This window comes from Alicycliphilus denitrificans, from assembly GCF_044792555.1.
Taxonomy (GTDB): Bacteria; Pseudomonadota; Gammaproteobacteria; order Burkholderiales; family Burkholderiaceae_C; genus Alicycliphilus; species Alicycliphilus denitrificans_A.
Genome location: NZ_CP126238.1, coordinates 618,978 through 639,960, shown reverse-complemented (window position 1 = coordinate 639,960; position 20,983 = coordinate 618,978). Strand labels below are relative to the sequence as shown.

Here is a 20,983-nt window from a genome sequence, read left to right as displayed (position 1 = left end):
AAACACCATGCACTGGATCATCACCCGCATTGCCGCCCTCGCCCTCGCCGCCAGCGCGGGCGCCGCCTTCGCCCACGGCAAGGTGCAATGCAAGGAATATCCCAAGGCCGAATGGCGCCCGCATACCGAGCTGGAGCAAAAGCTCGTCAAGGAGGGCTGGACCATCCGCCGCATGGAAAAGACCGAGACCTGCTACGAGGTCTACGCCAAGACCCCCGACGGCAAGCGCGTGGAGGCCTTTTTCGACCCCAAGACGCTGGAACGCGTCGAGGACTGATGCGAGTCTGGGACCTGCCGGTGCGCCTGCTGCACTGGGGCCAGGCGGCAGCCGTGGCCCTGCTATGGTGGAGCAAGCACGACACAGGGTCGCTTCATGAGTACACAGGCTACGTAGTCATCGCCCTGCTGCTCACGCGCCTGGCCTGGGGCTTCTGCGGCGGCCGCTACGCGCGCTTTGCCCAGTTCGTGCGCGGCCCGCGCGCCACGCTGGCCTATGCCCGCGCGGCACTGGCCGGCCGCGCACCGCGCCATGTCGGCCACAACCCGCTGGGCGGCGCCATGGTGCTGGCGCTGCTGGCCAACCTGGGCCTGCTGTGCGCCACCGGCTGGCTCTATACCACCGACCTGTTCTGGGGCTATGGCTGGCTGGCCCGGCTGCACCAGGCGCTGGCCTGGGCGCTGCTGGCCATGGTGGCCCTGCATGTAGGCGGCATGCTGTGGACCAGTCGCCAGCACCGCGAGAACCTGGTGCGCGCCATGGTCACGGGCGAGAAGGCTCCGCCTGTGGGCGACGATGTGGCATGAAAGATTTTTCATGCAACCCAAGCCCTCGCACCAAGCCGATCCACCCAGTTGAGGTACCTACCTGCTGCACACCGATGCATGGATCGAGCATGCCGCAGCCTCAAACAAGGCGTGTGTGCGTGGCCGGCCCCGCAGCCGCGAGGATCGCATCCATAAGCATCTGTGCGAATCCGACGTTCAGTGGCGACTGTGCCGCGCCTTCAAGCGTGGCCACGCCGAGTTGGTAGCTAATGCGTGGGCGGAACGATCGGATGGAGAAAGTCTCCGGTTGGCAGTAACTTGCCAGCAGTGCATTCACGATCGACACCCCCAGTCCCTGCGCCACATGGCTGCAAGCCACACTGACGGAATGCACCTCCATGATCACGCGCGGCAGCACACGCGCCTGGCGAAACGCCATGTCGATCTCGTGGCGGATCTGGCGTTGGCGCCCCAGCAGGATCAGCGGGGTTTCCGCCAAGTCGATGGGGTGCACCTCGCTCTGCTGCTCCAGCACATGGCCCTTGGGCATGATGCACACGGCATCCGACTCAAGGCCAGCACTGGCGTGCAAGCCCTGCATCTCGGTCGGCAGGCGCACCAGGGCAATGTCCGCGGCGCGGCCCAACAGGGCACGCTCCGCATCGCTGTAGGAGCCTGAAAGCACCTCGAGCACCACGTCAGGATGCGCCTGCATGAAGCGCTGCGCGATCGCAGGCATGAGCGCCGTCGCGAGCGTGCTGGGCACCGCCACTTTGAGCAGGCGCCGCTTGAAACCGCCCAGGCGCAGTTGTTCGGAATGCCTGCGAAAGCACTGAACCGAGTCCACCAAGCCTTGGGCATCCTGCAGCAGGGCCTCCGCCTCACGCGTGGGCAGCAATCTGCCCTTCTCGCGCACGAACAGGCGCAAACCCAGGTCTTCCTCGAACTGGGCCAGCAGCCGGCTGATGGCCGGCTGCGACAGCCCCAGGCGCTCGGCTGCGCCGGTGGCAGAGCCGCTGGCCATGATGGCCTGGAACGCTTCTAGCTGCTTGAAATTCATAGGAGGGCCAACGGTGATGGTGCGATGTAACGGCTGATCTTCACAGCCGCACCGCGCCTGCGCAAGCGCACCACAAATCACATAGGGTCATACGAGTCCGTCATACCGTTGCCGGGAATTCGGCCGCTCCAGAGAATCCGCTGCCTCAAAGCACCGACTACACAAGGAGATAGCCTTCATGAAAGCCATGCTTCCCGCCGCAGCCTTATTCAGCGGCCTGCTCGTCCTGGCGTCATCACCGTCAGCAGCACAAAACGTACAGGTCTATGGACAGATCCGACTCACGGTGAACAACGTCAAAACCGGCAACGCCGGCTCCGTCATGGAGGAGCGCGACAACGCATCGCGCCTGGGCTTTCGGGGCCAGGAGGATCTGGGCGAGGGGCGCTCGGCGATGTTCGGGCTGGAGATGGGCAGCAACGCCGACACCGGCACGCTCACCACACCTGCGTTTCGCAACAGCTATGTGGCGCTGCGCGGCGACTACGGCACGCTGGCGCTGGGCCGCCTCGATTCGGCCAACCCAACCGGCTCGCCGTTGTATTCGCAGGTGACAGGCATCACCTCGTTCGCCGCCAACGATGCGGGTGCCACGGCCATCGGCACGACCATGCTCAATGCACGCAACCGCACCTCCAACTCCATCGGCTACCAAAGCCCCACCTGGAGCGGCGTCAACCTGCGCGCCCGCTACTACCTGCGCGGAGATCCCAAGACACCCGATCAGGAAAACGGCGCCAAGTCGCTCGACCTGGGGCTGAACTACACCAACGGCCCCTGGAAGACAGGCATAGGCTTCGCCAAGGACACGCGCCCCGGCGGTTTGCTGGCCAATGAGTTTTCAAGCAAATGGCAGGCCGGCGTACGCTACGACTTCGGGGCCATCGAGCCCTATGTGCTGTGGGGTCGTGACCGCTACAAAAACACCCCCGGCGCTACGCGCGCCGATGTGGACTACTGGCTGGTCGGCGCCAAATTCACGGCCGGGCCGCATGCCGTGGTGCTCAACGTGATGCGGCGCGATGTGCAGACCAATCTGCTTGCAGCGCGCAAGCGCCAGCAGCTGGCATACACCTACGCGCTGTCCAAGCGCACCCAACTACAAGCCTTTGTGGATCACGACGGCATCGACTCCAGCCGCAGCAACGTGAGCGTGCGCGCCGTAGGCGCGGGTATTCGCCATGATTTTTAATAGGACTGTGCAATGAATCGTCGCAAAAACCTTTTCGCCCTGCTGCTGGCTGCGGCCCTGCCCATCGCTCACGCAGCAGGCTATCCCGAGAAACCCGTGCGCATCATCGTGCCCTTCCCCGCGGGCGCTGCCGCCGACACGGCCATGCGCGTGGTCGGTCGCAAGATGTCGGAGATCTGGCGCCAGCCCGTCGTGATCGAAAACCGCGCCGGTGCGGCCGGCATGCAGTCCGGTGCCAGCGCGCGGGCCGACGGCTACACGCTCATGGTGGGCGCTGGCTCGCTCATGGTCACGGCACCGCTGCTGTCCAGCAAGCTCACCTACAACCCATCGCGCGACTTCGTGCCCGTGGGGCGTGTGCTGATCAATGTGCCCGTCCTGACCACACACCCCGGCCTGCACACCAGCACGCTGCAGGAGCTGATAGCGCTGGCGCGCAAGAACCCCGGCACGCTCAACTACAGCACCAGCGGCAACGGCAGCCCGGGCCATCTGTCGATGGAAATGTTCCAGGCGGCCACCGGCACGCAGATGCTGCAGATTCCTTACAAGGGCGGAGCACCCGCCGTGAACGAGCTGGTGGGCGGCCATGTGCAACTGGGCATCAACGCCGTGCCCAGCGTACTGAGTCAAATCAAGGCCGGCCAGCTCATTCCGCTGGCCGTGGCCAGCGCCAAGCGCTCGCGCGCGCTGCCCAATGTGCCCACCATGGCCGAGGCGGGGGTGAAGGACTTCGAGTACGACATCTGGTACGCACTCTTCGCCCCCACAGGCACGCCGGCCGAGATCGTGGAAAACGCCAGCGCCACGCTGCGCCGCGCGCTGGCCGATCCCGAGGTGGCTCAACAGCTCTTCGTCCAGGGAGCGGAGCCTGCGCCCACCACCTCGCAAGAGCTCGCGCGCTTTATGCAGAACGATACGGCGCGCTGGTCCAAGCTCGTCAAGGAACGCAACCTCAAGCTGGACTGAGCGAGGCACCATGAACGAAGGAGCGATCAACCAGGACGACACCGTCGTCCGATCCACCCATCGGGTGGCCATGCGTGACGGCGTGCGCCTCGCCACGGATCTGTATCTGCCGGTGGGCACTCCGGGCCCTTGGCCGGTACTGCTGGAACGCACCCCCTATGGCAAGGACGCAGAAACCCGGCGCGAGCGCAGTGCCGCCGACCCACGGCCCATGCGACGCGGCAAGGTAGCCGCGCGTTTCGCTAGCGAAGGCTATGCCGTGGTGGTGCAGGACTGCCGTGGACGGTTCGACTCCGAAGGCCAGTTCACAAAATACCTGGGCGAGGCGAATGATGGTGCCGACACCATGGCATGGATTACCAGCCAATCCTGGTGCAATGGCAGCGTAGGCACCTATGGACTGTCTTATGCCGCGCATACCCAGACCGCACTGGCCAGCCAGCGCCCCCGAGGGCTGAAGGCCATGTTCCTGGAATGCGGCGGCTTTGCAAACGCCTATCGCGGCGGCATCCGCCATGGCGGTGCGTTCGAACTCAAACAGGCGACCTGGGCATTTCGCAATGCCCAGAATGGCATCAACCGCGACGACCCCGCCGCACAGCAGGCACTGGCGCAGGCCGACATTGGAGCCTGGTTCCTGCGACTACCCTGGACGCGCGGCGACTCGCCGCTGCAGTGGGCGCCCGAGTACGAGGACTACCTGTTCGAGCAGTGGGAGCGCGGCACCTTCGACGACTACTGGCGCCAACCCGAACTCTATGCGGCCGGGCACTACGAGGCCTTCAACGGCGTGGCCGTGATGCTGCTGTGCGGCTGGTGGGATCCTTATGCCCAGACCAGCACCGACAACTACCTGGGCCTCTCCAAGCGAGCAAGCGGCCAGGTACGCATGGTGCTGGGTCCGTGGACGCATGGCGAACGCAGTGTCTGCCACGCGGGCGACGTGGACTTCGGCCCCACAGCCACGCTCGATGGCGCGCTCGCCGAGGACTATGTGCACATGCGCCTGGCCTGGTTTGACCATTGGCTCAAGGGCCGCCCCCTGCCTCAGGGGCAGGACGGCACCGTCCGCTATTTCCGCATGGGCGGCGGCTCGGGCCGGCGCACGTCGGCCGGTCGCTTGGAGCACGGCGGGGGCTGGCACAGCGCCGCCGACTGGCCACTGCCCGGCACGCAGTTCACGCCCTGGTATCTCCACGCCAACGGCAGCTTGGCACCACAACCGGCCGATGGCGAGGCAGCGCTGGCCTACCGCTTTGATCCGACCCAGCCGGTGCCGACCATCGGCGGGTCCATCACATCGGGCGAGCCGCTCATGATGGCGGGGGCCTACGACCAGCGCACGCATGAGGGCATCTTCGGCGCACAGGCTCCATACGGCCCGCTGGCCGCGCGCGGCGATGTGCTGGTGTTCCAATCCCCCGAACTGCAGGAAGACCTGGAAATCACCGGACCGGTGACCATCCGGCTATGGGTCTCGTCGAGCGCAACCGACACCGACTTCACGGCCAAGCTCATCGACCAATATCCACCCAGTGCAGACTACCCGCAGGGCTATGCCATGAATCTCACGGACGGCATCCTTCGCTGCCGCTACCGGCGCTCCTGGGAGGCGCCGCAGTTGATGGCGCCAGGCGAGATAGCAGAGATAACGATCGAGCCCATGCCTACTTCCAACTTGTTCCGCAAGGGACACCGTATCCGGTTGGACATCTCCAGCAGCAACTTCCCGCGCTTCGATGTCAACCCGAATACTGGAGCAGCCGAGGGCAGCGCGGGGCCACGGCAGGTGGCACACAACCGTATCCACATGTCTGCGCAGCATTCTTCGCAGGTGGTGCTGCCCGTGGTGCCAGCCAGGCGCTGAGGCTGGCAGCCGATCGGCGGCCAGCGCTTCCTGCATAAGCGTCAACGTATCAGGGCAGGTCCTTGTTCGGCTCCGGCTCACCCGCCCCGCGCGGGCCCACTTGCCCCAAGCGGCTCTTGAGCGACTGCGGCTGGCCGGTCAGGATGGCGGCGTAGTTCACGGTGTTGGCCAGCACCTTCTTGACATAGTCGCGCGTCTCGCTGAAGGGCACGTTCTCGGCCCAGATGGCGGCGTCCAGCACCGGGCCGTTGCGCCAGTTGCGCGGGCGGCCCGGGCCGGCGTTGTAGGCGGCGGCGGCCAGGGCCATGGAGCCGTCGAAATCGTCCAGCGCCAGCTTGAGGTAGGCCGTGCCTATGGTGATGTTGGTGTCGCGGTCGTTGATCTGCTGGGGCGTGAAGCCGGTCAGGCCGATCTTCTTCGCCGTCCAGCGCGCCGTAGCCGGCATGACCTGCATCAGGCCCGAGGCGCCCACGCCCGAGCGCGCGTCCATGATGAAGCGGCTTTCCTGGCGGATCAGGCCGTAGACATAGGCCGGGTCCAGGCCAATTCCCTGGGCGCGCTGCACCACGGCGCCTTGAAACGGCATGGGGAAGCGCTGGCCGGCGTCGATCACGGTCTTGGTGCGCTCGCTGGTGTTGATGCAGCGGTCCCACACATGGCGTTCGCAGGCCAGGTCGGCCGCGGCCAGCAGCTCGCGCTCGGGCATGCCACCGCTCTGATGCAGGTTGGTGCTGTAGTTCCACTCGCGCACGCCCTCGCTGCGCAGGCCGATGGCGATGGCATGCAGCGCCCGGTTCAGGCCCGGGTTGGCGCGCGCCGCGGCCTTTTCGGCGTCGGTCAGGGGCTCAGGCGCGGGCGGCGCCGTGACGCGCGTGCCCAGCTCCTCCAGCGCCAGCTGCTCATAGAAGCCCGAGCTGCCGGCAATGCGCTCGTACAGCTGGCGCGCCTGGGCGCGGTCATCTTCGCTGGCGCGCCCGGCGGTGAGGGAGCGGGCCTTCCAGTACACCCAGGTGCTGTCCTGGCGCGCGCCGGGGCTCATGGCGTCGATGGCGCGGCCCGCCTGCTTCCACTGGCCGGCGCGCAGCGCGGCGCGCACCTTCCAGGCCAGCATGTCGTCGCTCAGGTCGGCGTCGCGGCCCACGTTGCCGAAGTAGGCGAGCGCATCGGGCGACAGCGACAGCGCCGCCTGCTTGCCGATCAGGCCCCAGAGCCAATTGCGCTCCTCCGCCGAGAGGTGCACGCCCCATTTGTTCTCCAGCAGGCCGGCGGCGGCGCCGGCATCGCTCATGGCCATGCGCACCAGGGCCAGCACCACGAGTTCCTGCCGCTCCTTGCCACGCGCAGTGGCCTGGCCCTTGAGGTATTTGGCGGGGGCGTCCAGCGCCTCGCGCAGCTGCCCCAGGGCCTCGGGCGCGACGATCTCCACCGCCTTGCGCGCCACGCGCAGGCGGCCCGCCTCGGCGGCCAGGCGCGCCTTGCGCCACAGGTCCAGGGGTTTGATGCGCTTGGCCGCCAGCATCTCGGCGGCGGCGTTGGCGCAGCCGTCGTCCAGCTCGCGCTGCGCGTACCAGTGGCGCAGCACCTCGGCGCCGGCATCCTCGCCGGCCTGGCCCTTGATCTGGTCGATGGCCAGCGCGTAGCAGCGCACCTCGCGGTCGTCGCCCATGCGGTAGTGCGGGTGCAGCTCGGCAAACTGGTCCCAGTTGCGGCGCTGGCCCAGCAGCAGCAGCCAGTCGTTACGCAGGCGGTCCTCCTGGTAGCTGCCGGCATAACGCTGCAGGAAGGCCTTCACTTCATCGGGCTGAGCCTGGTCCAGGCGCGCGCGCAGCTCCCAGTAGGCGGCCCAGGGCTCCAGCAGGTGGCCGCGCGCCGCCGGCAGCAGCGCGGTCAGTCTTGACTTGTCGCCCTTGCGAAAGGCCTGCTGCATCTCCAGCAGGGTATCGTCGCCACGATTCTGGGCCGCGGCCCACGGCGCGGCAGTGGCCAATGCGGCCCCCGCGACCAGCGGTGTCAAAATCTTGAGCCAATGCATTGGGGGATTATGTAATGGACAAAGCAGCCCTGCGCCGCGCCCTGATAGAACAACGCCTGAATCTTCCCAACCGCCTGCAGCGCGCAGACCAGCTGCAGCGCGTGATGCGTATCTGGCTGGTGGACCGGCCCGACACCGTCATCGGCGCCTACTGGCCCATCAAAGGCGAGTTCGATCCCCTGCCCGCGCTGCACCGCTGGAAGGAGGACGGCGAACTGCTGGACCAGCCGCAGCTGCGGCGCATCGGCCTGCCGGTGGTGGACAAGGCGCACAAGACCCTCAGCTTCCATGCCTGGTACCCCGGCTGCCCCATGGAGGAGGACGCCTACGGCATCCCCAAGCCCAAGGACACCGAGCCCATCCACCCCACGCTGCTGTTCGTGCCCTGCGTGGGCTACGGCCCGGGCGGCTACCGCCTGGGCTATGGCGGCGGCTTCTACGACCGCACCCTGGCCACGCTGCGGCCGCGGCCCGCCACGGTGGGCCTGGGCTTCACCCAGGGCTACCTGGACGACTTCGAGCCCGAGGCGCACGACATGCCGCTGGACGCCATCCTCAACGACAACGGCGTCGTCTGGCCTGTTTAAGCAAAAACCGGCTCAAACGCAATGCGGTAAAGCGCAAGCAGCTCATATTTCTGCAGCAAACTGAAAGGAATAACGCCATGCTCCAGCTCTACATCGGCAACAAGAACTACTCCTCCTGGTCCATGCGCCCCTGGGTGCTGCTGCGCCAGGCCGGCATCGCCTTCGAGGAGGTGCCGGTGCGTTTCGACGGCTTCGACGCCAACTCGCAGTTCAAGCGCCGGCTGAAGGCCGTGAGCCCCGCGGGCAAGGTGCCGGTGCTGGTGGATGGCAGCCTCACCATCTGGGACAGCCTGGCCATCGCCGAGTACCTGGCCGAGACACACCCCGACAAGCGGCTGTGGCCCGAGGACCGCGCCGCGCGCGCCCATGCCCGCTGCGTGACGGCCGAGATGCACAGCGGCTTCAGCGCGCTGCGCAGCCACTGCAGCATGAACATCGAGGCGCGCCTGCCCGAGGTCGGCGCCATCCTTTGGCGCGACCAGGCCGGCGTGCGCGCCGACGTGCAGCGCCTGGTGGAGATGTGGGGCGAGCTGCTCGCCAAGTACGGCGGCCCGATGCTGTTCGGCCAGTTCAGCATCGCCGACGCGTTCTACGCCCCGGTGTGCATGCGCCTGTCCACCTACGGCCTGCCCGTGCCCGAGGCCATCGCCGCCTATGTGCAGCGCGTGCAGCAGCTGCCGGGCGTCAAGGCCTGGATAGACGGCGCGCTGGCCGAGCACGACTTCCGCGAGTTCGAGGAACCCTACCGGCTCGCCCCCACGCGCTGACCCCCTACGCCATCCGCCATGGCCGCACCGATCCTCCGCCGCACTGTCGTCGCACTGGCCCTGGCGCTGGCCGGTTGCCAGGAACGCGCCGCGCCCGGCTGGTCGGGCTATGCCGAGGGCGACTACCTCTACATCGCGCCCACCCTGCCGGGCCGGATAACGACGCTGGCCGTGCAGGCCGGCCAGCAGGTGGACCTGGGCGCGCCGCTGTTCACGCTGGACAGCGAGCCCGAGCGCGCGCAGGAGGGCCAGGCCCGGGCCAGCCTGGCCGCCGCCCAGGCCCAGGCCGCGAACCTGGCCAGCGGCAGGCGCCCCGACGAGATCGCCCAGATCCAGGCCCAGCTGGCCCAGGCGCGCGCCGCCGCGCAGCTGGCGCAGAGCAACCTGGCGCGCCAGCGCCGGCTCGTGGACCAGGGCTTCATCTCGGCCGCCACGCTCGACGGCCTGGAGAGCAGCGCACGCCAGGCCCAGGGCCGCATGAGCGAACTGGAGGCCGCGCTGCGCGTGGCGCGCCTGCCGGGCCGCCCCGAGGAACGCGCGGCCGCCCGGGCCCAGGCCCTGGCCGCGAGCGAGGCGCTGCGCCATTCGGACTGGAGCCGGCGCCAGAAGCAGCAGAGCGCGCCCGCCGCCGCCCAGGTGGCCGACACCTACTTTCGCGCCGGCGAGTACGTGAACGCGGGCCAGCCCGTGCTGGCCTTGCTGCCGCCCGCCAACATCAAGGCGCGCTTCTTCGTGCCCGAGGACCAGGTCGCCACGCTGGCACCGGGCGACGCCGTGCGGCTGGCCTGCGACGGCTGCGGCGCGCCGATTGCCGCGCGCATCAGCCGCATCGCCACCCAGGCCGAGTACACGCCGCCCGTGATCTATTCGAACGCGCAGCGCGCCAAACTCGTCTTCCTCGTCGAGGCGCGCCCCGCCCCCCAGGACGCGCCGCGCCTGCGCCCGGGCCAGCCGCTGGACGTGCGGCGCGCACCCACGCCATGAGCGCCGACCCGACGGGCTGGGCCATAGACGTGCAGGGCCTGACCAAGCGCTACGGCGGCCGCGCCGTGGTCGATGGCGTGTCGCTGCAGGTGGCGCCGGGGCGCATCTGCGGCTTTCTCGGGCCCAACGGCAGCGGCAAGACCACCACCATCCGCATGCTCTGCGGCCTGCTCAGGCCCGACGCGGGCCAGGGCCACTGCCTGGGGCTGGACATCCGGCGCGAGGCCGCCGCCATCAAATGCCAGGTGGGCTATATGACGCAGCGCTTCGGCTGGTACGAGGACCTGTCGATCCGCCAGAACCTGGACTTCGTCGCGCGCCTGTTCGCGCTGCCCGAGCGCCGCGCGGCCGTGGACGCGGCGCTGGCGCGCCTGGGCCTGGTGGACCGCCAGCACCAGCTGGCCGGCGCGCTCTCGGGCGGCTGGAAGCAGCGCCTGGCGCTGGCCGCCTGCCTGATCCACCGGCCGCGCCTGCTGCTGCTCGACGAGCCCACGGCCGGCGTGGACCCCAAGGCGCGGCGCGACTTCTGGGACGAGATCCATCGCCTGGCGGCCGAGGGCATCACGGTGCTGGTGTCCACGCATTACATGGACGAGGCCGAGCGCTGCCACGAGCTCATCTACCTGGCCTACGGCCGCGTGCTGGCGCGCGGCACGCAGCAGGCCATCATCGCCGCAGCGCAGCTGACCGTGTGGCGCATCGAGGGCGAGGGGGCGGCCGCGCTGATCGCGCCGCTCGAAGATGCGCCCGGCGTGCAGAGCGTCGCCGCCTTCGGCAACGCCGTGCACGTGGCCGGCACCGACGCCGCGCTGCTGGCCCGGGCCGTGGCGCCGCTGCAGGCGCGCGCCGGCCTGCGCGTGCGGGGCGTGGCGCCGACGCTGGAGGATGTGTTCATCCACCTGATCCACGATGCGCAGGACAACTTCGCCACGGAGTCCGCGTCATGACAGGCTTTTCGGCCACACGCATGGCCGCCGTGTTCCTCAAGGAATTCCAGCAGATGCTGCGCGACCGGCTCACCTTCGCCATGGCCGTGGGCATTCCGGTGCTACAGCTCATTCTGTTCGGCTACGCCATCAACACCGACCCCAAGGGCCTGCCCACAGCCGTGGTCGCCGCCGAGAGCGGGCCGCTCACGCGCAGCCTGCTCGCGGCGCTGCAGAACACGGGCTACTTCCACATCACGGCCCAGCCCGCGAGCGAGGCCGAGGGCGACGCGCTCATGGCGCAGGGCCGCGTGCAGTTCATGGTGGTGGTGCCGCCGCAGTTCGAGCGGCGCCTCATGCGCGGCGAGCAGCCCGCGCTGTACGTGGCCGTGGACGCGACCGATCCCGCGGCCTCGGGCAATGCGCTGGCGGCACTGAACCTGGTGGCAAGCCAGGCGCTGGCGCATGACCTCACGGGTCCGCTCGCCGCGCTGCAGCCGCGCGCGCCGCCCTACGAGCTGCGCATCCACCGGCGCTACAACCCCGAGGGGCTGTCGCGCTACAACATCGTGCCGGGGCTGGTGGGCACCATCCTCACGATGACCATGGTCATGCTGACCGCGCTGGCCATGACGCGCGAGCGCGAGCGCGGCACCATGGAGAACCTGCTGGCCACGCCCGTGCGCCCGCTGGAGGTCATGGCCGGCAAGATCCTGCCCTATGTGCTCATCGGCTACCTGCAGCTGGGCGTGATCCTCGCGGCGGCCTGGGTGCTGTTCGAGGTGCCCATGGCCGGCAGCTTCGCGCTGCTCATGGCCATGATCGGCGTGTTCATCCTGGCCAACCTGGCGGTGGGCTTCACCTTCTCCACGCTGGCACGCAACCAGCTGCAGGCCATGCAGATGACGTTCTTCTTCTTCCTGCCATCGCTGCTGCTGTCGGGCTTCATGTTCCCGTTCCGAGGCATGCCGCACTGGGCGCAGCTGCTCGGCGAGCTGCTGCCGCTGACGCATTTCCTGCGCATCGTGCGCGGCATCCTGCTCAAGGGCAGCGGCTTTGCCGAGCTGGCGCCCGAGCTCTGGCCCATGCTGGCCTTTCTGGCCGTGGCCGGCGGCCTGGCGCTGGCGCGCTACCGCCAGACACTCGATTGAGCGGCCTACACTGCCCTCGGGACATACCACCATGAAGCTGCACATCCTGTCTGACCTGCACCTGGGCGTGCAGGGCATGGAACACCCTGACACCGACGCCGACCTGGTCGTGCTGGCCGGCGACATCGCCCGGCCCGAGCAGGCCGTCGCCTGGGCCCGGGGCTTTGCCAAGCCGGTGCTGTACGTGCCGGGCAACCACGAGTTCTATGGCGCCAGCCTGCAGCAGACGCCGCGCACGCTGCAGGCGCTGTGCGCGGACGGCCCGGTGCAGCTGCTGGACAACCGCAGCCTGGTGCTGCAGGGCGTGCGCTTCATCGGCAGCACGCTGTGGAGCGACTTTCGCATCGCCGGCGCGGGCCAGGCACGCACCGATGCCATGCAAGAGGCGCAGCGCCTCGTGCGCGACTTCCAGCGCATACGCACCACGGAACAGGCCGACGCCCCGCTGTTCAGCCCCCAGGATGCGGCCGCGCTGTACGACACCAACGTGCAGTGGCTCGCCCGCATGCTGGCCCAGCCCTTCGACGGGCCCACGGTGGTCATCACGCACCACGCGCCCTCGCCGCGCAGCATCCACCCGCGCTTTGCCGGCTCGCCGCTGAACGCCATCTTCGTCTCCGACGCCGAAGCCCTGGTCGCCGCCAGCGGCGCCCGCCTCTGGATCCACGGCCACACGCACGACAGCTTCGACTACCAGGTGAACGCCACGCGCGTGCTGTGCAACCCGCGCGGCTACGCCAAGGAGGGGGTGAACGAGAACCCGCTGTTCGATGCGCGGCTGGTGGTGGAAATTCCGTAGTCCCGCAGCCAGCGCGAAGCGGGCTGCAAGCACCCGCCCGTCAACCCTGGCGGAACTGCTTGCGCAAATAGGCCTTGTGGCGCGCGATGTGCGCCAACTGCGCAGGAGCGATGGAGCCGCCCAGGTCTTCGTCCTCGCTGTTCAAGACCGCGTTGGCGTGCGCCATGGCACGAGCCACCACCGTGGCCTCGTCCAGGCCCTGCGCGGCCGCCAGGTCCAGCGCCACGCGGCGCATGGCGCGCTGGGCCAGCAGCCATTGGGCGCCAAAGGCATCCCAGGCAGCGGCCGCCTCCAGCGCCTTGTCGTGCTCGGCCAGGATGGCGCTCAGGGGCTTGTCGAGCAGCGCCTGCAAGTCCTGCAGCCGCTGCTGCAAGGCCTGGGTCTGCTGCTGCAGCTGTGCCTGCACCTGCTCAGTGGCGCTGGACTCGGGGGGCGCGGGGATGGGCAGGCTGCCATCAGGGTTGGGCTGGGCGATGGTGATGAGGCTGGACGGCATGGACTTCACTCCGGGGCAAGGGCCGTGAATTTACACTCGCCGCCATGCAAATCTACATGGTGGGCGGCGCGGTGCGCGACCGGCTGTTGGGCCGCCCGGTCAATGACCACGACTGGGTCGTCGTGGGCGCCACGCCCGGGGACATGGTGGCGCGCGGCTTTCTGCCCGTGGGGCGCGACTTTCCCGTTTTCCTGCACCCCGAGACGCGGGAGGAATACGCGCTGGCGCGCACCGAGCGCAAGAGCGGACGCGGCTACCGCGGCTTCGTCGTGCAGACCTCGCCGGACGTGACGCTGGAGGAAGACCTGTCACGCCGCGATCTCACTATCAATGCAATAGCTATCAGCGCAGATGATGCGGGCGCTGAAGCCATTTTTGACCCCTATCACGGCGCGCGTGACCTGCAGCGGCGCGTGCTGCGCCATGTGACCGAAGCCTTCCGCGAGGACCCGGTGCGCATCCTGCGCGTGGCGCGCTTCGCGGCGCGCTTTGCCGACTTCTCGGTGGCACCCGAAACCATGGCGCTGATGCGCGAGATGGTGGCGCACGGCGAGGCCGACCACCTGGTGGCCGAACGCGTCTGGCAAGAGCTGGCGCGCGGCCTGATGGAGCCCGCGCCCGCGCGCATGTTCGAGGTGCTGCGTGACTGCGGTGCGCTGGCCGTGGTGCTGCCCGAGCTCGACCGGCTGTGGGGCGTGCCCCAGCGCGCCGAATACCACCCCGAGGTGGACACCGGCGTGCATGTGATGATGGTGCTGGGCATGGCCGCACGCCTCGCGGCCCCGCTGGCCGTGCGCTTTGCCTGCCTGGTGCATGACCTGGGCAAGGGCACGACGCCGGCCGACATGCTGCCGCGCCATATCGGCCACGAGCAGCGCAGCGCCAGGCTGCTCCAGAATTTGTGCGAACGCCTGCGCGTGCCCGTGGACTGCCGCGAGCTGGCCGAGGTGGTGGCGCGCGAGCACGGCAACATCCACCGCAGCAGCGAACTGGGCGCCGCCGCGTTGGTGCGGCTGCTGGAGCGCTGCGACGCCATCCGCAAGCCGGCGCGGCTGGACGACATCCTGCTGGCCTGCGAATGCGATGCACGCGGGCGGCTGGGGTTTGAAGAATCGCCCTATCCGCAACGCCCGCGCCTGCTGGCGGCCCTGGATGCGGCCCTGGGTGTGGCCACGGCCCCCATCGCCACACAGGCGGCGGCGCGCGGGCTCATGGGGCCAAAGATCGGCGAGCTAATCCACCAGGCACGCGTACGGGCCGTGGCCGAGACCCTGGCCCCCTGAACGCTCACCAGCGCAGCAGGCGCGGCCCCAGTGCAGCGCCAAGCGCCGTGGGCAGCGCCATGCCCGCCAGGTACCACAGCGCGACAAACGGTGCCGCCATCTCGGGGCAATGCAGCGCATACGCGAGCACGCCCAAGGCGCCCGCGAGCAGGCCCGCGCCGGCGCCGGCCCAGGCCGGGCGCGTGGGCGCCGCGCCGCGCAGCGCCCACAGCAGCGTCGCAAGCGCGGGCAGCGACAGCAGCGCGATGTTGAACGGGCAGTCGCGCCAGGTGCTGCCCAGCAGCAGCGCCAGCCGCTCGGGCGGCTCCGCGTCGGCCAGCACCATGCCCGCCAGCAGCCACATCACGGCGGGCGGCAGGGCCAGCCACAACGCGGCGCGCCCCCATGGCATGCCCGGCCGTGCCAGGCGCAGCACCACGGTCAGCCCCAGCACGGCCAGCGCCCCACCCAGGGCGAACTTGCCCCAGAACATGGGCAGCACCAGCACCGCGCCCCAATCCTGGCGCAGGCCGAAGACGCCGAGCATGAGCAGCGCCGCCCCCGCCAGCCCCAGCGCCACGGCCAGAGCAAAGCGCCGCTCCAGGCCATGCGCGGGCACGGGCCGCGCGTCGGCCGCCAGCAGGCGTATGAGTTCCTCGGTGTTCATGGTGCACTCCTTCTGACCAGCGCCGCCAGGGCCTTGAGGCCCCGGTGCACGCCGACCTTGACCGCCGATTCCGACATGCCCGTGAGCCGCGCGGTTTCGACCACGGACAGGCCCTCGAGCTTCATGTGCACGATGGGCAGGCGCTGGCGCTCGGGCAGCGCCTGCAGCAGCTGGCCCAGGTCGCGCCGGGCAGTGGCGGCCTCGTCGTCTGCGCCCGCGAAGAACTCATCGGCCCCGTCCTCGAACGGCTCCGTGAGCGCCTCCTTGGAAGCCCGCGCACGCAGCCAGTCCACGAGCTTGTAGCGCGCGATCGCATGCACCCAGGCCGTCAGCGGCAGCTCGGGGCGGTAGGTATGGCGCTGGTGGTGCACGGCCAGCAGGGTTTCTTGCACAAGATCCTCCACATCGTCGGGGCGCTGCGCGAGACGTCGGCGCAGAAAGCCACGCACATGGGCGCCCAGCGCCTTGAGAAAGCACTGATAGGCCTCGGCATCGCCCGCCAGGCCCTGAAGCAACCAGGTTCGCAGCCGTTCCTCGGTCTCCATAGATTTCCATCAATCATTCGTCGCGACAAACCAAAAGGTTACAGCGGCGCGCAGAAATAAACATGCGCCCGCGCTGTAACCCGCTCCGCGCCCGGCGCGAAATAACGTTCGGGCCGCGCGATATCCGCCGGCCACACACCGTGTTCAACGATTGGAGTCCACCATGAACGCCTCCCTCTCCCTCGGCGCCCTCGCGCTCGCTGCCCTGGCCTCCGGCGCCGCCCTGGCACAGGCCGACGACATGAAGAAGCCCGCCCCCATGGACAAGCCCGCCATGGAGAAGTGCTACGGCGTCTCCATGGCCGGCAAGAACGACTGCGCCGCCGGCCCCGGCACCACCTGCGCGGGCACTGCCAAGGTGGACTACCAGGGCAACGCCTGGAAATACGTTCCCGCCGGCACCTGCACCAGCATCAAGACGCCCAAGGGCATGGGCTCGCTCACGGCTATCAAGTCCTGAGAGTCCGCGCAGCATGACCACCGCACCACCGCTCGGCGCCGGCCTGGGGCTCAAGCCCCAGCACTTCGAGGACGCCCTCGCGCAGCAGGCCAGCGGCCTGTGGTGGGAGGTGCATCCCGAGAACTACGCCGTGGACGGCGGCCCGCGCCTGGCCTGGCTGGAGGCCATGCGCGCGCGCCACCCGCTGTCGCTGCACGGCGTATCGCTCTCGCTCGCGGCCGATGCCCCGCCCGATCCGGTGGCGCTGGAGCGGCTGGCACGGCTCACGGAACGCCTGCAACCGGCGCTGGTTTCCGAGCACCTGGCCTGGTCCTCCTGGCGTGGCCACTACCTGCCCGACCTGCTGCCGTTTGCGCGCAGCAGCGAGGCGCTGGCGCGCATCGCGAACAACATCGCCCGCGTGCAGGAGCGGCTCGCGCGCCGCCTCGCCATAGAGAACCCCGCGCATTACCTGCACCTGGCGGGCCACGACTGGGGCGAGCCCGATTTCCTCGCCGAACTCGTGCGCCGCACGGGCTGCGCGCTGCTGCTGGACGTGAACAACGTCTACGTGAGCGCGCGCAATCTCGGCACCAGCACCGAGGACTACGCCGAGAACTACCTCGACGCCTTTCCCCTGCACGCCGTGGCCGAGATCCACCTCGCCGGCCACCATGCCGACCCGCACTGGGGAGAGATGCTGCTCATCGACAGCCACGACGCCCCCGTGGCCGAGCCCGTGTGGGCGTTGTACGAACGCGTGCTCGCGCACGCGGGCCGCGCCATTCCCACGCTGATTGAGCGTGACGCCGAAATCCCGCCGCTGGCCGATCTCATGGCCGAGCGCGCGCGCGCCCACGCCCTGCTCGCGGCCACGCAGACACCCGAGGCCACGCCATGTACCCGCGCCTGACCCTCTTCCAGGACGGCCTAGCCGCCGCGCTGCGCCCCGGGGGCCAGGGCGGGGAGCCGCCTGCCTGGCTTGCCGCCCTGGTAGCCCAGCCGGGCTTTGCCGTCTACCGCAACACCGTGGCCCAGGGCTGCCTGGACGCGCTGCGCGCCAACTACCCCACGGTGTGCCAGCTCCTGGGGGCCGATTGCTTCGACGCCATGGCGCTGGACTTCGTGCGCCACGACCCGCCCGTGGACGGGCGCCTGATGCTCTATGGCGCCGGCTTGGCCGATTACCTGACCCACTGGCAGCCCGCCGCCGAGCTGCCTTATCTGGCGGACGTGGCGCGGCTGGATCGGCTCTGGAGCGAGAGCCACACCGCCGCCGACGCTCCCCGGGCCGATCCGACCCGGCTCGCCGCGCTCGCGCCCGAAATGCTGGGCGCGCTGCATCTGCGTCCCCACCCCGCGGCGCGCTGGCTCTGGTGCAGCGCACATCCCGCCTACACGCTCTGGCAGCGCCACCGCGAGGCGCTGCCACTGGATGCGCCGCTGTCCTGGCAGGGCGAGGGCGCGCTGCTCACGCGGCCTGCGGCCACCGTGCGCTGGTGCGCGCTCGACGCCGCGGGCTGCACGCTGCTTGAGTACTGCGCACTCGGCCTGCCGCTGGGCGAGGCCGCCGCCGCCGCGCTGCAGGCCCACCCCGGCGCCGAACTTGGCACCCTGCTGGCGCGGCTGCTGCAGGCGGGCGCGCTGTCACCCGATTTCACATCCGCCTGAGGAGATCACCATGTCCGCCCTGCCCCAAGCCTCAAAGGAGGCGCACGCATCCTGGCTGCACAGCGTCCTGGCCCGCCTGGCCGAGCGACTCGAAGCGCTCACGCCGCATGCGCTGCTGGCGCTCGCGGCGCGCCTGGCCATTGCCGCCATTTTTTTCCTGTCGGGCCGCACCAAGGTCGAGGGCTGGTTCTCGGTCACGGACGGCGCCGTGGCGCTGTTCCGCGAGGAATACCGGCTGCCGCTGATTGCGCCCGAGATCGCGGCGCCGCTGGCGGCCACGGCCGAGCACCTGTTCCCGCTGCTGCTGGTGCTGGGCCTGGCAACCCGGCTGTCGGCGCTGGCGCTGCTGGGCATGACGCTGGTGATCCAGGTCTTCGTCTACCCCGATGCCTGGCCCACGCACCTGTCATGGGTCGCGCTGCTGGCCTATCTGGCGGGGCGCGGCGCGGGGCCGCTATCGCTGGACCGCGTGCTGGGCTGGCGCTGACCTTGCATCAGGCGCGCACCGACTGCACCCAGCGCGCGATGTCGGCCGCGCCGAGCGCGCCCGAGATGCGCGCCGCCTCCTGCCCGCCCTTGAACAGGATCATCGTCGGAATGCTGCGGATGGCGTAGCGCCCGGCGATCTGCGGGTACGCCTCGGTATCGAGCTTGGCCAGGCGCACCTGGGGCTCAAGCTGGCGCGCCGCCTGGGCGAAGGCCGGCGCCATCTGCCGGCACGGCCCGCACCAGGGCGCCCAGAAGTCGACCACCACGGGGATATGGTTGCGCGCCAGGTGCTTGTCGAAACTGCTCCCGTCCAGCGCCAGGGGCGCGCCGGTGAACAGCGGCCGGTGGCAGCTGCCGCAGTCGGGCGCGCTGGCCAGCTGCGCGGCCTGCACGCGGTTGGTGGTATGGCAGTGGGGGCAGACGATGTGCGGCGCTTCGGTGCTGGTCATGGCGGCGGGGTCTTGTAGCGTGTTGACCGACCGTAGCTGCGGCCGCGGGCGCCGATTTCAACTCATAGCCTCAAGTCACAGCCACTTCACCGCCAGGCTGAGCAGAAAGCTCAGCAGCAGCGTGCTGGCCAGCGGAATGAACCAGTCGCGCCCGAACAGGCGAAACTGAAAATCCCCCGGCAGCCGGCCCAGCCCCAGGCGCTTGAGCCAGGGCGTGAGCCCGTTGATGAGCACCAGGGCCAGAAAGACGACGACGAGCCAGCGCAGCATGGGTCAATCGCCGTAGCTGGCGACTTCGATCAGGTTGCCGTCCGGGTCGCGGCAATAGACCGAGGTCATGGGGCCGAGCGCCCCGCTGCGCTCCACCGGCCCCACCTCGGGCACGACGCCCACGGCCTTGAAATGCGCCAGCACCTCGTGCACGGACTGCCCGGTGACGAAGCACAGGTCGTCACTGCCGGGCGTGGGGTGCACGCCGGTAAACCAGGCCACCGTGTCGGTGCCCATGGGGCGCAGGTTGATCTTCTGGCGGCCGAACTTGAGCGCCACGCGCGTGCCGGTGCGCGCGGCGAACTCCTCGCGCTCCATGCCCAGCACGCGCGCATACCAGGCGGCGCTGGCCTCCACATCCGCAACGTTGAGGACGATATGGTCGAAACGGTCGATCTTCAGGCTCATGGCGGGCTCCGTAACAAAAAAACGCTGCCCATTGTGCTGCGCTGCAGCCCGGTCACAGCCGGTGCGTGCGGTCGCCCTGCGCAAAGCCCATGGGCATCCACGGCTGGCCCGGCCCTACGGCCAGCACCTTGAACAGTTCGCCCATTTCGTGTTCCAGCATCAATTTGGCCGCTGGCGCCCTCTGGGTAAGCGTCAGCAGCTCCACTTTTTGGAGCAAACCACAGTTCAGCAGAAAGCGCGCCTGGCTGGTGTAGCCGAGCACGTTCAGGCCCGCGTCCTGCGCCGCCAGGGCCATGGCGGTGAAGTTCACGTGGGCGGTGATGTCCTTGGCGCCTACGTCGGCCAGCGGGTCGTCGTCGGCGCGGTGGGCGCGGTGGCACATCACCGTGCCCATGTGGCGCTGTGGGTGGTAGTACTCGTCCTCGCCAAAGCCGTAGTCGATGAGCAGGGCCGCGCCGCGCCTGAGGTGCGCCGCCAAGGTGCGCATGAAGGCCTCGCCCTGGGCGTGGATCTCGGTCAGGTAGTCGTGCTCTCCGGCGATCTCCACGGGCGGGCGCAGGTCAGTGGGCCGGTCGCTCCAGGCAAAAGCGCCGTCCTGGCCCGCGGTCACGCCGCGCTCGTGCCAGACGCCCTGCACGCGGTGCAGCAGCTGCACCGGCATGGCGTCGAGCAGCTCATTGCCCACGACCACGCCCTCGATGGACTCGGGCAGGCTGTCGACCCAGGCCACGCGCGCGCCATACGCGGCCAGACGCTGCTGCTGGCGCGCGCGCAGGTCGCCCGACAAGTCCACGATGGTGTAGCGGCGCACGCGCTCGCCCAGGGCGCCGAGCAGCTGCTCGGCCAGGGAGCCGCTGCCGGCGCCGAACTCCCAGACCTCATCGGTGTCCGTGGCATCGAGCGCCTCGCGCACCTGGGCGGCTAGCACCTGACCGAACACGGGCGAGAGCTCGGGCGCGGTGACGAAGTCGCTGCCGTCCGCCGGCATGCTGCCAAGCTTGCGCAGCCCGCCCGCGTAGTAGCCCAGGCCGGGCGTATACAGCGCCAGCTGCATGAAGCGGTCAAAGCCGATCCAGCCGCCGGCGGCGGCGATCTGCGCGTGGATATGGGGGGAAAGCGCGTCGGTGGGGGTGGTCATAATTCGTGGCTTTGCGCGCCAAAGTGGCGGGCATTGTATTTCTCAGCCAC

Annotated in this window: 25 protein-coding genes; 16 read left to right on the top strand and 9 right to left on the bottom strand. The window is 69.4% G+C overall.

The window, feature by feature from the left end; genetic code table 11:
- The first annotated feature begins 7 nt into the window (after window positions 1-7).
- Entirely contained in the window at window positions 8-277 is a 270-nt protein-coding gene (locus tag P7644_RS03045) for a PepSY domain-containing protein (protein ID WP_404301531.1), read from the top strand.
- Window positions 277-804, top strand: coding sequence for a cytochrome b/b6 domain-containing protein (locus tag P7644_RS03040; protein WP_404301530.1), 528 nt, complete (start codon window positions 277-279; stop codon window positions 802-804). The genes P7644_RS03045 and P7644_RS03040 overlap by 1 nt, the downstream gene beginning before the upstream one ends.
- Before the next feature lie 100 nt (window positions 805-904).
- On the opposite strand, the gene P7644_RS03035 is transcribed toward P7644_RS03040, so the two are convergent.
- Window positions 905-1,825: a LysR family transcriptional regulator gene (locus P7644_RS03035; RefSeq protein ID WP_404301529.1), complete on the bottom strand. Its 921-nt coding sequence runs from the start codon at window positions 1,823-1,825 to the stop codon at window positions 905-907.
- A gap of 178 nt (window positions 1,826-2,003) precedes the next feature.
- Between P7644_RS03035 and P7644_RS03030 the strand changes: the two genes are divergently transcribed.
- From P7644_RS03030 to P7644_RS03020, 3 genes are read left to right on the top strand one after another with little or no spacing between them, the layout of a single operon-like run.
- Window positions 2,004-3,017 (top strand): porin, encoded by a 1,014-nt coding sequence (locus P7644_RS03030; protein WP_404301528.1) that lies wholly within the window; start codon window positions 2,004-2,006, stop codon window positions 3,015-3,017.
- Between the two features lie 12 nt (window positions 3,018-3,029).
- Entirely contained in the window at window positions 3,030-3,986 is a 957-nt protein-coding gene (locus P7644_RS03025) for a Bug family tripartite tricarboxylate transporter substrate binding protein (protein WP_404301527.1), read from the top strand.
- Between the two features lie 10 nt (window positions 3,987-3,996).
- Window positions 3,997-5,853: a CocE/NonD family hydrolase gene (locus P7644_RS03020; protein WP_404301526.1), complete on the top strand. Its 1,857-nt coding sequence runs from the start codon at window positions 3,997-3,999 to the stop codon at window positions 5,851-5,853.
- 49 nt (window positions 5,854-5,902) lie between these two features.
- Here the strand turns inward: P7644_RS03020 and P7644_RS03015 are convergent, their stop codons facing one another.
- Window positions 5,903-7,885 (bottom strand): transglycosylase SLT domain-containing protein, encoded by a 1,983-nt coding sequence (locus P7644_RS03015; RefSeq protein ID WP_404301525.1) that lies wholly within the window; start codon window positions 7,883-7,885, stop codon window positions 5,903-5,905.
- Window positions 7,886-7,899: 14 nt separating this feature from the next.
- On the opposite strand from P7644_RS03015, the gene P7644_RS03010 reads away from it, so the two are divergent.
- The 6 genes from P7644_RS03010 to P7644_RS02985 all read left to right on the top strand — a co-directional run bounded on the left by P7644_RS03010 (window position 7,900) and on the right by P7644_RS02985 (window position 13,099).
- A complete protein-coding gene (locus P7644_RS03010) occupies window positions 7,900-8,472 on the top strand; it encodes a 5-formyltetrahydrofolate cyclo-ligase (protein ID WP_404301524.1) in 573 nt (190 codons plus the stop codon).
- Window positions 8,473-8,549: 77 nt separating this feature from the next.
- Window positions 8,550-9,239 carry a glutathione S-transferase family protein gene (locus tag P7644_RS03005; RefSeq protein WP_404301523.1) on the top strand — a complete coding sequence of 230 codons (690 nt, stop codon included), beginning with the start codon at window positions 8,550-8,552 and terminating at the stop codon, window positions 9,237-9,239.
- Between the two features lie 18 nt (window positions 9,240-9,257).
- Entirely contained in the window at window positions 9,258-10,223 is a 966-nt protein-coding gene (locus tag P7644_RS03000; protein WP_404301522.1) for an HlyD family secretion protein, read from the top strand.
- Complete coding sequence (locus P7644_RS02995) at window positions 10,220-11,170, top strand: ATP-binding cassette domain-containing protein (protein ID WP_404301520.1); 951 nt, start codon at window positions 10,220-10,222, stop codon at window positions 11,168-11,170. Before P7644_RS03000 ends, P7644_RS02995 begins: the two co-directional genes overlap by 4 nt.
- Window positions 11,167-12,300 (top strand): ABC transporter permease, encoded by a 1,134-nt coding sequence (locus tag P7644_RS02990; RefSeq protein WP_404301519.1) that lies wholly within the window; start codon window positions 11,167-11,169, stop codon window positions 12,298-12,300. The genes P7644_RS02995 and P7644_RS02990 overlap by 4 nt, the downstream gene beginning before the upstream one ends.
- A 31-nt stretch (window positions 12,301-12,331) precedes the next feature.
- On the top strand, window positions 12,332-13,099 hold the full coding sequence (locus P7644_RS02985) for a metallophosphoesterase (RefSeq protein WP_404301518.1): 768 nt from the start codon (window positions 12,332-12,334) through the stop codon (window positions 13,097-13,099).
- A gap of 40 nt (window positions 13,100-13,139) precedes the next feature.
- On the opposite strand, the gene P7644_RS02980 is transcribed toward P7644_RS02985, so the two are convergent.
- Window positions 13,140-13,595, bottom strand: coding sequence for a hypothetical protein (locus P7644_RS02980; protein WP_404301517.1), 456 nt, complete (start codon window positions 13,593-13,595; stop codon window positions 13,140-13,142).
- 44 nt (window positions 13,596-13,639) lie between these two features.
- Here P7644_RS02980 and P7644_RS02975 point away from each other — a divergent pair, with 44 nt between their 5' ends.
- Window positions 13,640-14,878, top strand: coding sequence for a multifunctional CCA addition/repair protein (locus tag P7644_RS02975; protein WP_404301516.1), 1,239 nt, complete (start codon window positions 13,640-13,642; stop codon window positions 14,876-14,878).
- Between the two features lie 4 nt (window positions 14,879-14,882).
- Here P7644_RS02975 and P7644_RS02970 read toward each other — a convergent pair whose 3' ends face one another.
- Together P7644_RS02970 and P7644_RS02965 are read right to left on the bottom strand one after the other, a co-directional pair.
- A complete protein-coding gene (locus P7644_RS02970; RefSeq protein WP_404301515.1) occupies window positions 14,883-15,524 on the bottom strand; it encodes a DUF1109 domain-containing protein in 642 nt (213 codons plus the stop codon).
- Window positions 15,521-16,069, bottom strand: a complete 549-nt coding sequence (locus P7644_RS02965; RefSeq protein WP_404301514.1) for a sigma-70 family RNA polymerase sigma factor — start codon at window positions 16,067-16,069, stop codon at window positions 15,521-15,523. Before P7644_RS02965 ends, P7644_RS02970 begins: the two co-directional genes overlap by 4 nt.
- A 163-nt stretch (window positions 16,070-16,232) precedes the next feature.
- Here P7644_RS02965 and P7644_RS02960 point away from each other — a divergent pair, with 163 nt between their 5' ends.
- Genes P7644_RS02960 through P7644_RS02945 form a run of 4 tightly spaced genes read left to right on the top strand, consistent with a single transcriptional unit; the run spans window position 16,233 to window position 18,666 of the window.
- Complete coding sequence (locus tag P7644_RS02960) at window positions 16,233-16,529, top strand: DUF2282 domain-containing protein (RefSeq protein WP_404301513.1); 297 nt, start codon at window positions 16,233-16,235, stop codon at window positions 16,527-16,529.
- Between the two features lie 13 nt (window positions 16,530-16,542).
- Window positions 16,543-17,421: a DUF692 domain-containing protein gene (locus tag P7644_RS02955; RefSeq protein ID WP_404301512.1), complete on the top strand. Its 879-nt coding sequence runs from the start codon at window positions 16,543-16,545 to the stop codon at window positions 17,419-17,421.
- Window positions 17,406-18,179, top strand: a complete 774-nt coding sequence (locus P7644_RS02950) for a putative DNA-binding domain-containing protein (RefSeq protein WP_404301511.1) — start codon at window positions 17,406-17,408, stop codon at window positions 18,177-18,179. The genes P7644_RS02955 and P7644_RS02950 overlap by 16 nt, the downstream gene beginning before the upstream one ends.
- A gap of 10 nt (window positions 18,180-18,189) precedes the next feature.
- Window positions 18,190-18,666 carry a DoxX family protein gene (locus P7644_RS02945; protein ID WP_404301510.1) on the top strand — a complete coding sequence of 159 codons (477 nt, stop codon included), beginning with the start codon at window positions 18,190-18,192 and terminating at the stop codon, window positions 18,664-18,666.
- Between the two features lie 7 nt (window positions 18,667-18,673).
- Here the strand turns inward: P7644_RS02945 and trxC are convergent, their stop codons facing one another.
- From trxC to P7644_RS02925, 4 genes are all read right to left on the bottom strand, one after another.
- Window positions 18,674-19,117, bottom strand: a complete 444-nt coding sequence (gene trxC, locus P7644_RS02940; RefSeq protein WP_404301509.1) for a thioredoxin TrxC — start codon at window positions 19,115-19,117, stop codon at window positions 18,674-18,676.
- A 75-nt stretch (window positions 19,118-19,192) separates the two neighbouring features.
- Complete coding sequence (locus P7644_RS02935; RefSeq protein WP_404301508.1) at window positions 19,193-19,387, bottom strand: DUF2905 family protein; 195 nt, start codon at window positions 19,385-19,387, stop codon at window positions 19,193-19,195.
- A gap of 3 nt (window positions 19,388-19,390) precedes the next feature.
- Window positions 19,391-19,795, bottom strand: coding sequence for a VOC family protein (locus tag P7644_RS02930; RefSeq protein ID WP_404301507.1), 405 nt, complete (start codon window positions 19,793-19,795; stop codon window positions 19,391-19,393).
- 52 nt (window positions 19,796-19,847) lie between these two features.
- The gene (locus P7644_RS02925; protein ID WP_404301506.1) at window positions 19,848-20,933 is read right to left on the bottom strand and encodes a class I SAM-dependent methyltransferase; all 1,086 of its coding nucleotides are present in this window, start codon (window positions 20,931-20,933) and stop codon (window positions 19,848-19,850) included.
- Window positions 20,934-20,983 lie beyond the last annotated feature (50 nt).

What these genes read in the sequence shown, in the direction of transcription:
- P7644_RS03045 (WP_404301531.1), top strand. Translation starts at nt 8, where the DNA reads ATGCACTGGATCATCACCCGCATTGCCGCCCTCGCCCTCGCCGCCAGC.
- P7644_RS03040 (WP_404301530.1), top strand. Translation starts at nt 277, where the DNA reads ATGCGAGTCTGGGACCTGCCGGTGCGCCTGCTGCACTGGGGCCAGGCG.
- P7644_RS03035 (WP_404301529.1), bottom strand. Translation starts at nt 1,825, where the DNA reads ATGAATTTCAAGCAGCTAGAAGCGTTCCAGGCCATCATGGCCAGCGGC.
- P7644_RS03030 (WP_404301528.1), top strand. Translation starts at nt 2,004, where the DNA reads ATGAAAGCCATGCTTCCCGCCGCAGCCTTATTCAGCGGCCTGCTCGTC.
- P7644_RS03025 (WP_404301527.1), top strand. Translation starts at nt 3,030, where the DNA reads ATGAATCGTCGCAAAAACCTTTTCGCCCTGCTGCTGGCTGCGGCCCTG.
- P7644_RS03020 (WP_404301526.1), top strand. Translation starts at nt 3,997, where the DNA reads ATGAACGAAGGAGCGATCAACCAGGACGACACCGTCGTCCGATCCACC.
- P7644_RS03015 (WP_404301525.1), bottom strand. Translation starts at nt 7,885, where the DNA reads ATGCATTGGCTCAAGATTTTGACACCGCTGGTCGCGGGGGCCGCATTG.
- P7644_RS03010 (WP_404301524.1), top strand. Translation starts at nt 7,900, where the DNA reads ATGGACAAAGCAGCCCTGCGCCGCGCCCTGATAGAACAACGCCTGAAT.
- P7644_RS03005 (WP_404301523.1), top strand. Translation starts at nt 8,550, where the DNA reads ATGCTCCAGCTCTACATCGGCAACAAGAACTACTCCTCCTGGTCCATG.
- P7644_RS03000 (WP_404301522.1), top strand. Translation starts at nt 9,258, where the DNA reads ATGGCCGCACCGATCCTCCGCCGCACTGTCGTCGCACTGGCCCTGGCG.
- P7644_RS02995 (WP_404301520.1), top strand. Translation starts at nt 10,220, where the DNA reads ATGAGCGCCGACCCGACGGGCTGGGCCATAGACGTGCAGGGCCTGACC.
- P7644_RS02990 (WP_404301519.1), top strand. Translation starts at nt 11,167, where the DNA reads ATGACAGGCTTTTCGGCCACACGCATGGCCGCCGTGTTCCTCAAGGAA.
- P7644_RS02985 (WP_404301518.1), top strand. Translation starts at nt 12,332, where the DNA reads ATGAAGCTGCACATCCTGTCTGACCTGCACCTGGGCGTGCAGGGCATG.
- P7644_RS02980 (WP_404301517.1), bottom strand. Translation starts at nt 13,595, where the DNA reads ATGCCGTCCAGCCTCATCACCATCGCCCAGCCCAACCCTGATGGCAGC.
- P7644_RS02975 (WP_404301516.1), top strand. Translation starts at nt 13,640, where the DNA reads ATGCAAATCTACATGGTGGGCGGCGCGGTGCGCGACCGGCTGTTGGGC.
- P7644_RS02970 (WP_404301515.1), bottom strand. Translation starts at nt 15,524, where the DNA reads ATGAACACCGAGGAACTCATACGCCTGCTGGCGGCCGACGCGCGGCCC.
- P7644_RS02965 (WP_404301514.1), bottom strand. Translation starts at nt 16,069, where the DNA reads ATGGAGACCGAGGAACGGCTGCGAACCTGGTTGCTTCAGGGCCTGGCG.
- P7644_RS02960 (WP_404301513.1), top strand. Translation starts at nt 16,233, where the DNA reads ATGAACGCCTCCCTCTCCCTCGGCGCCCTCGCGCTCGCTGCCCTGGCC.
- P7644_RS02955 (WP_404301512.1), top strand. Translation starts at nt 16,543, where the DNA reads ATGACCACCGCACCACCGCTCGGCGCCGGCCTGGGGCTCAAGCCCCAG.
- P7644_RS02950 (WP_404301511.1), top strand. Translation starts at nt 17,406, where the DNA reads ATGTACCCGCGCCTGACCCTCTTCCAGGACGGCCTAGCCGCCGCGCTG.
- P7644_RS02945 (WP_404301510.1), top strand. Translation starts at nt 18,190, where the DNA reads ATGTCCGCCCTGCCCCAAGCCTCAAAGGAGGCGCACGCATCCTGGCTG.
- trxC (WP_404301509.1), bottom strand. Translation starts at nt 19,117, where the DNA reads ATGACCAGCACCGAAGCGCCGCACATCGTCTGCCCCCACTGCCATACC.
- P7644_RS02935 (WP_404301508.1), bottom strand. Translation starts at nt 19,387, where the DNA reads ATGCTGCGCTGGCTCGTCGTCGTCTTTCTGGCCCTGGTGCTCATCAAC.
- P7644_RS02930 (WP_404301507.1), bottom strand. Translation starts at nt 19,795, where the DNA reads ATGAGCCTGAAGATCGACCGTTTCGACCATATCGTCCTCAACGTTGCG.
- P7644_RS02925 (WP_404301506.1), bottom strand. Translation starts at nt 20,933, where the DNA reads ATGACCACCCCCACCGACGCGCTTTCCCCCCATATCCACGCGCAGATC.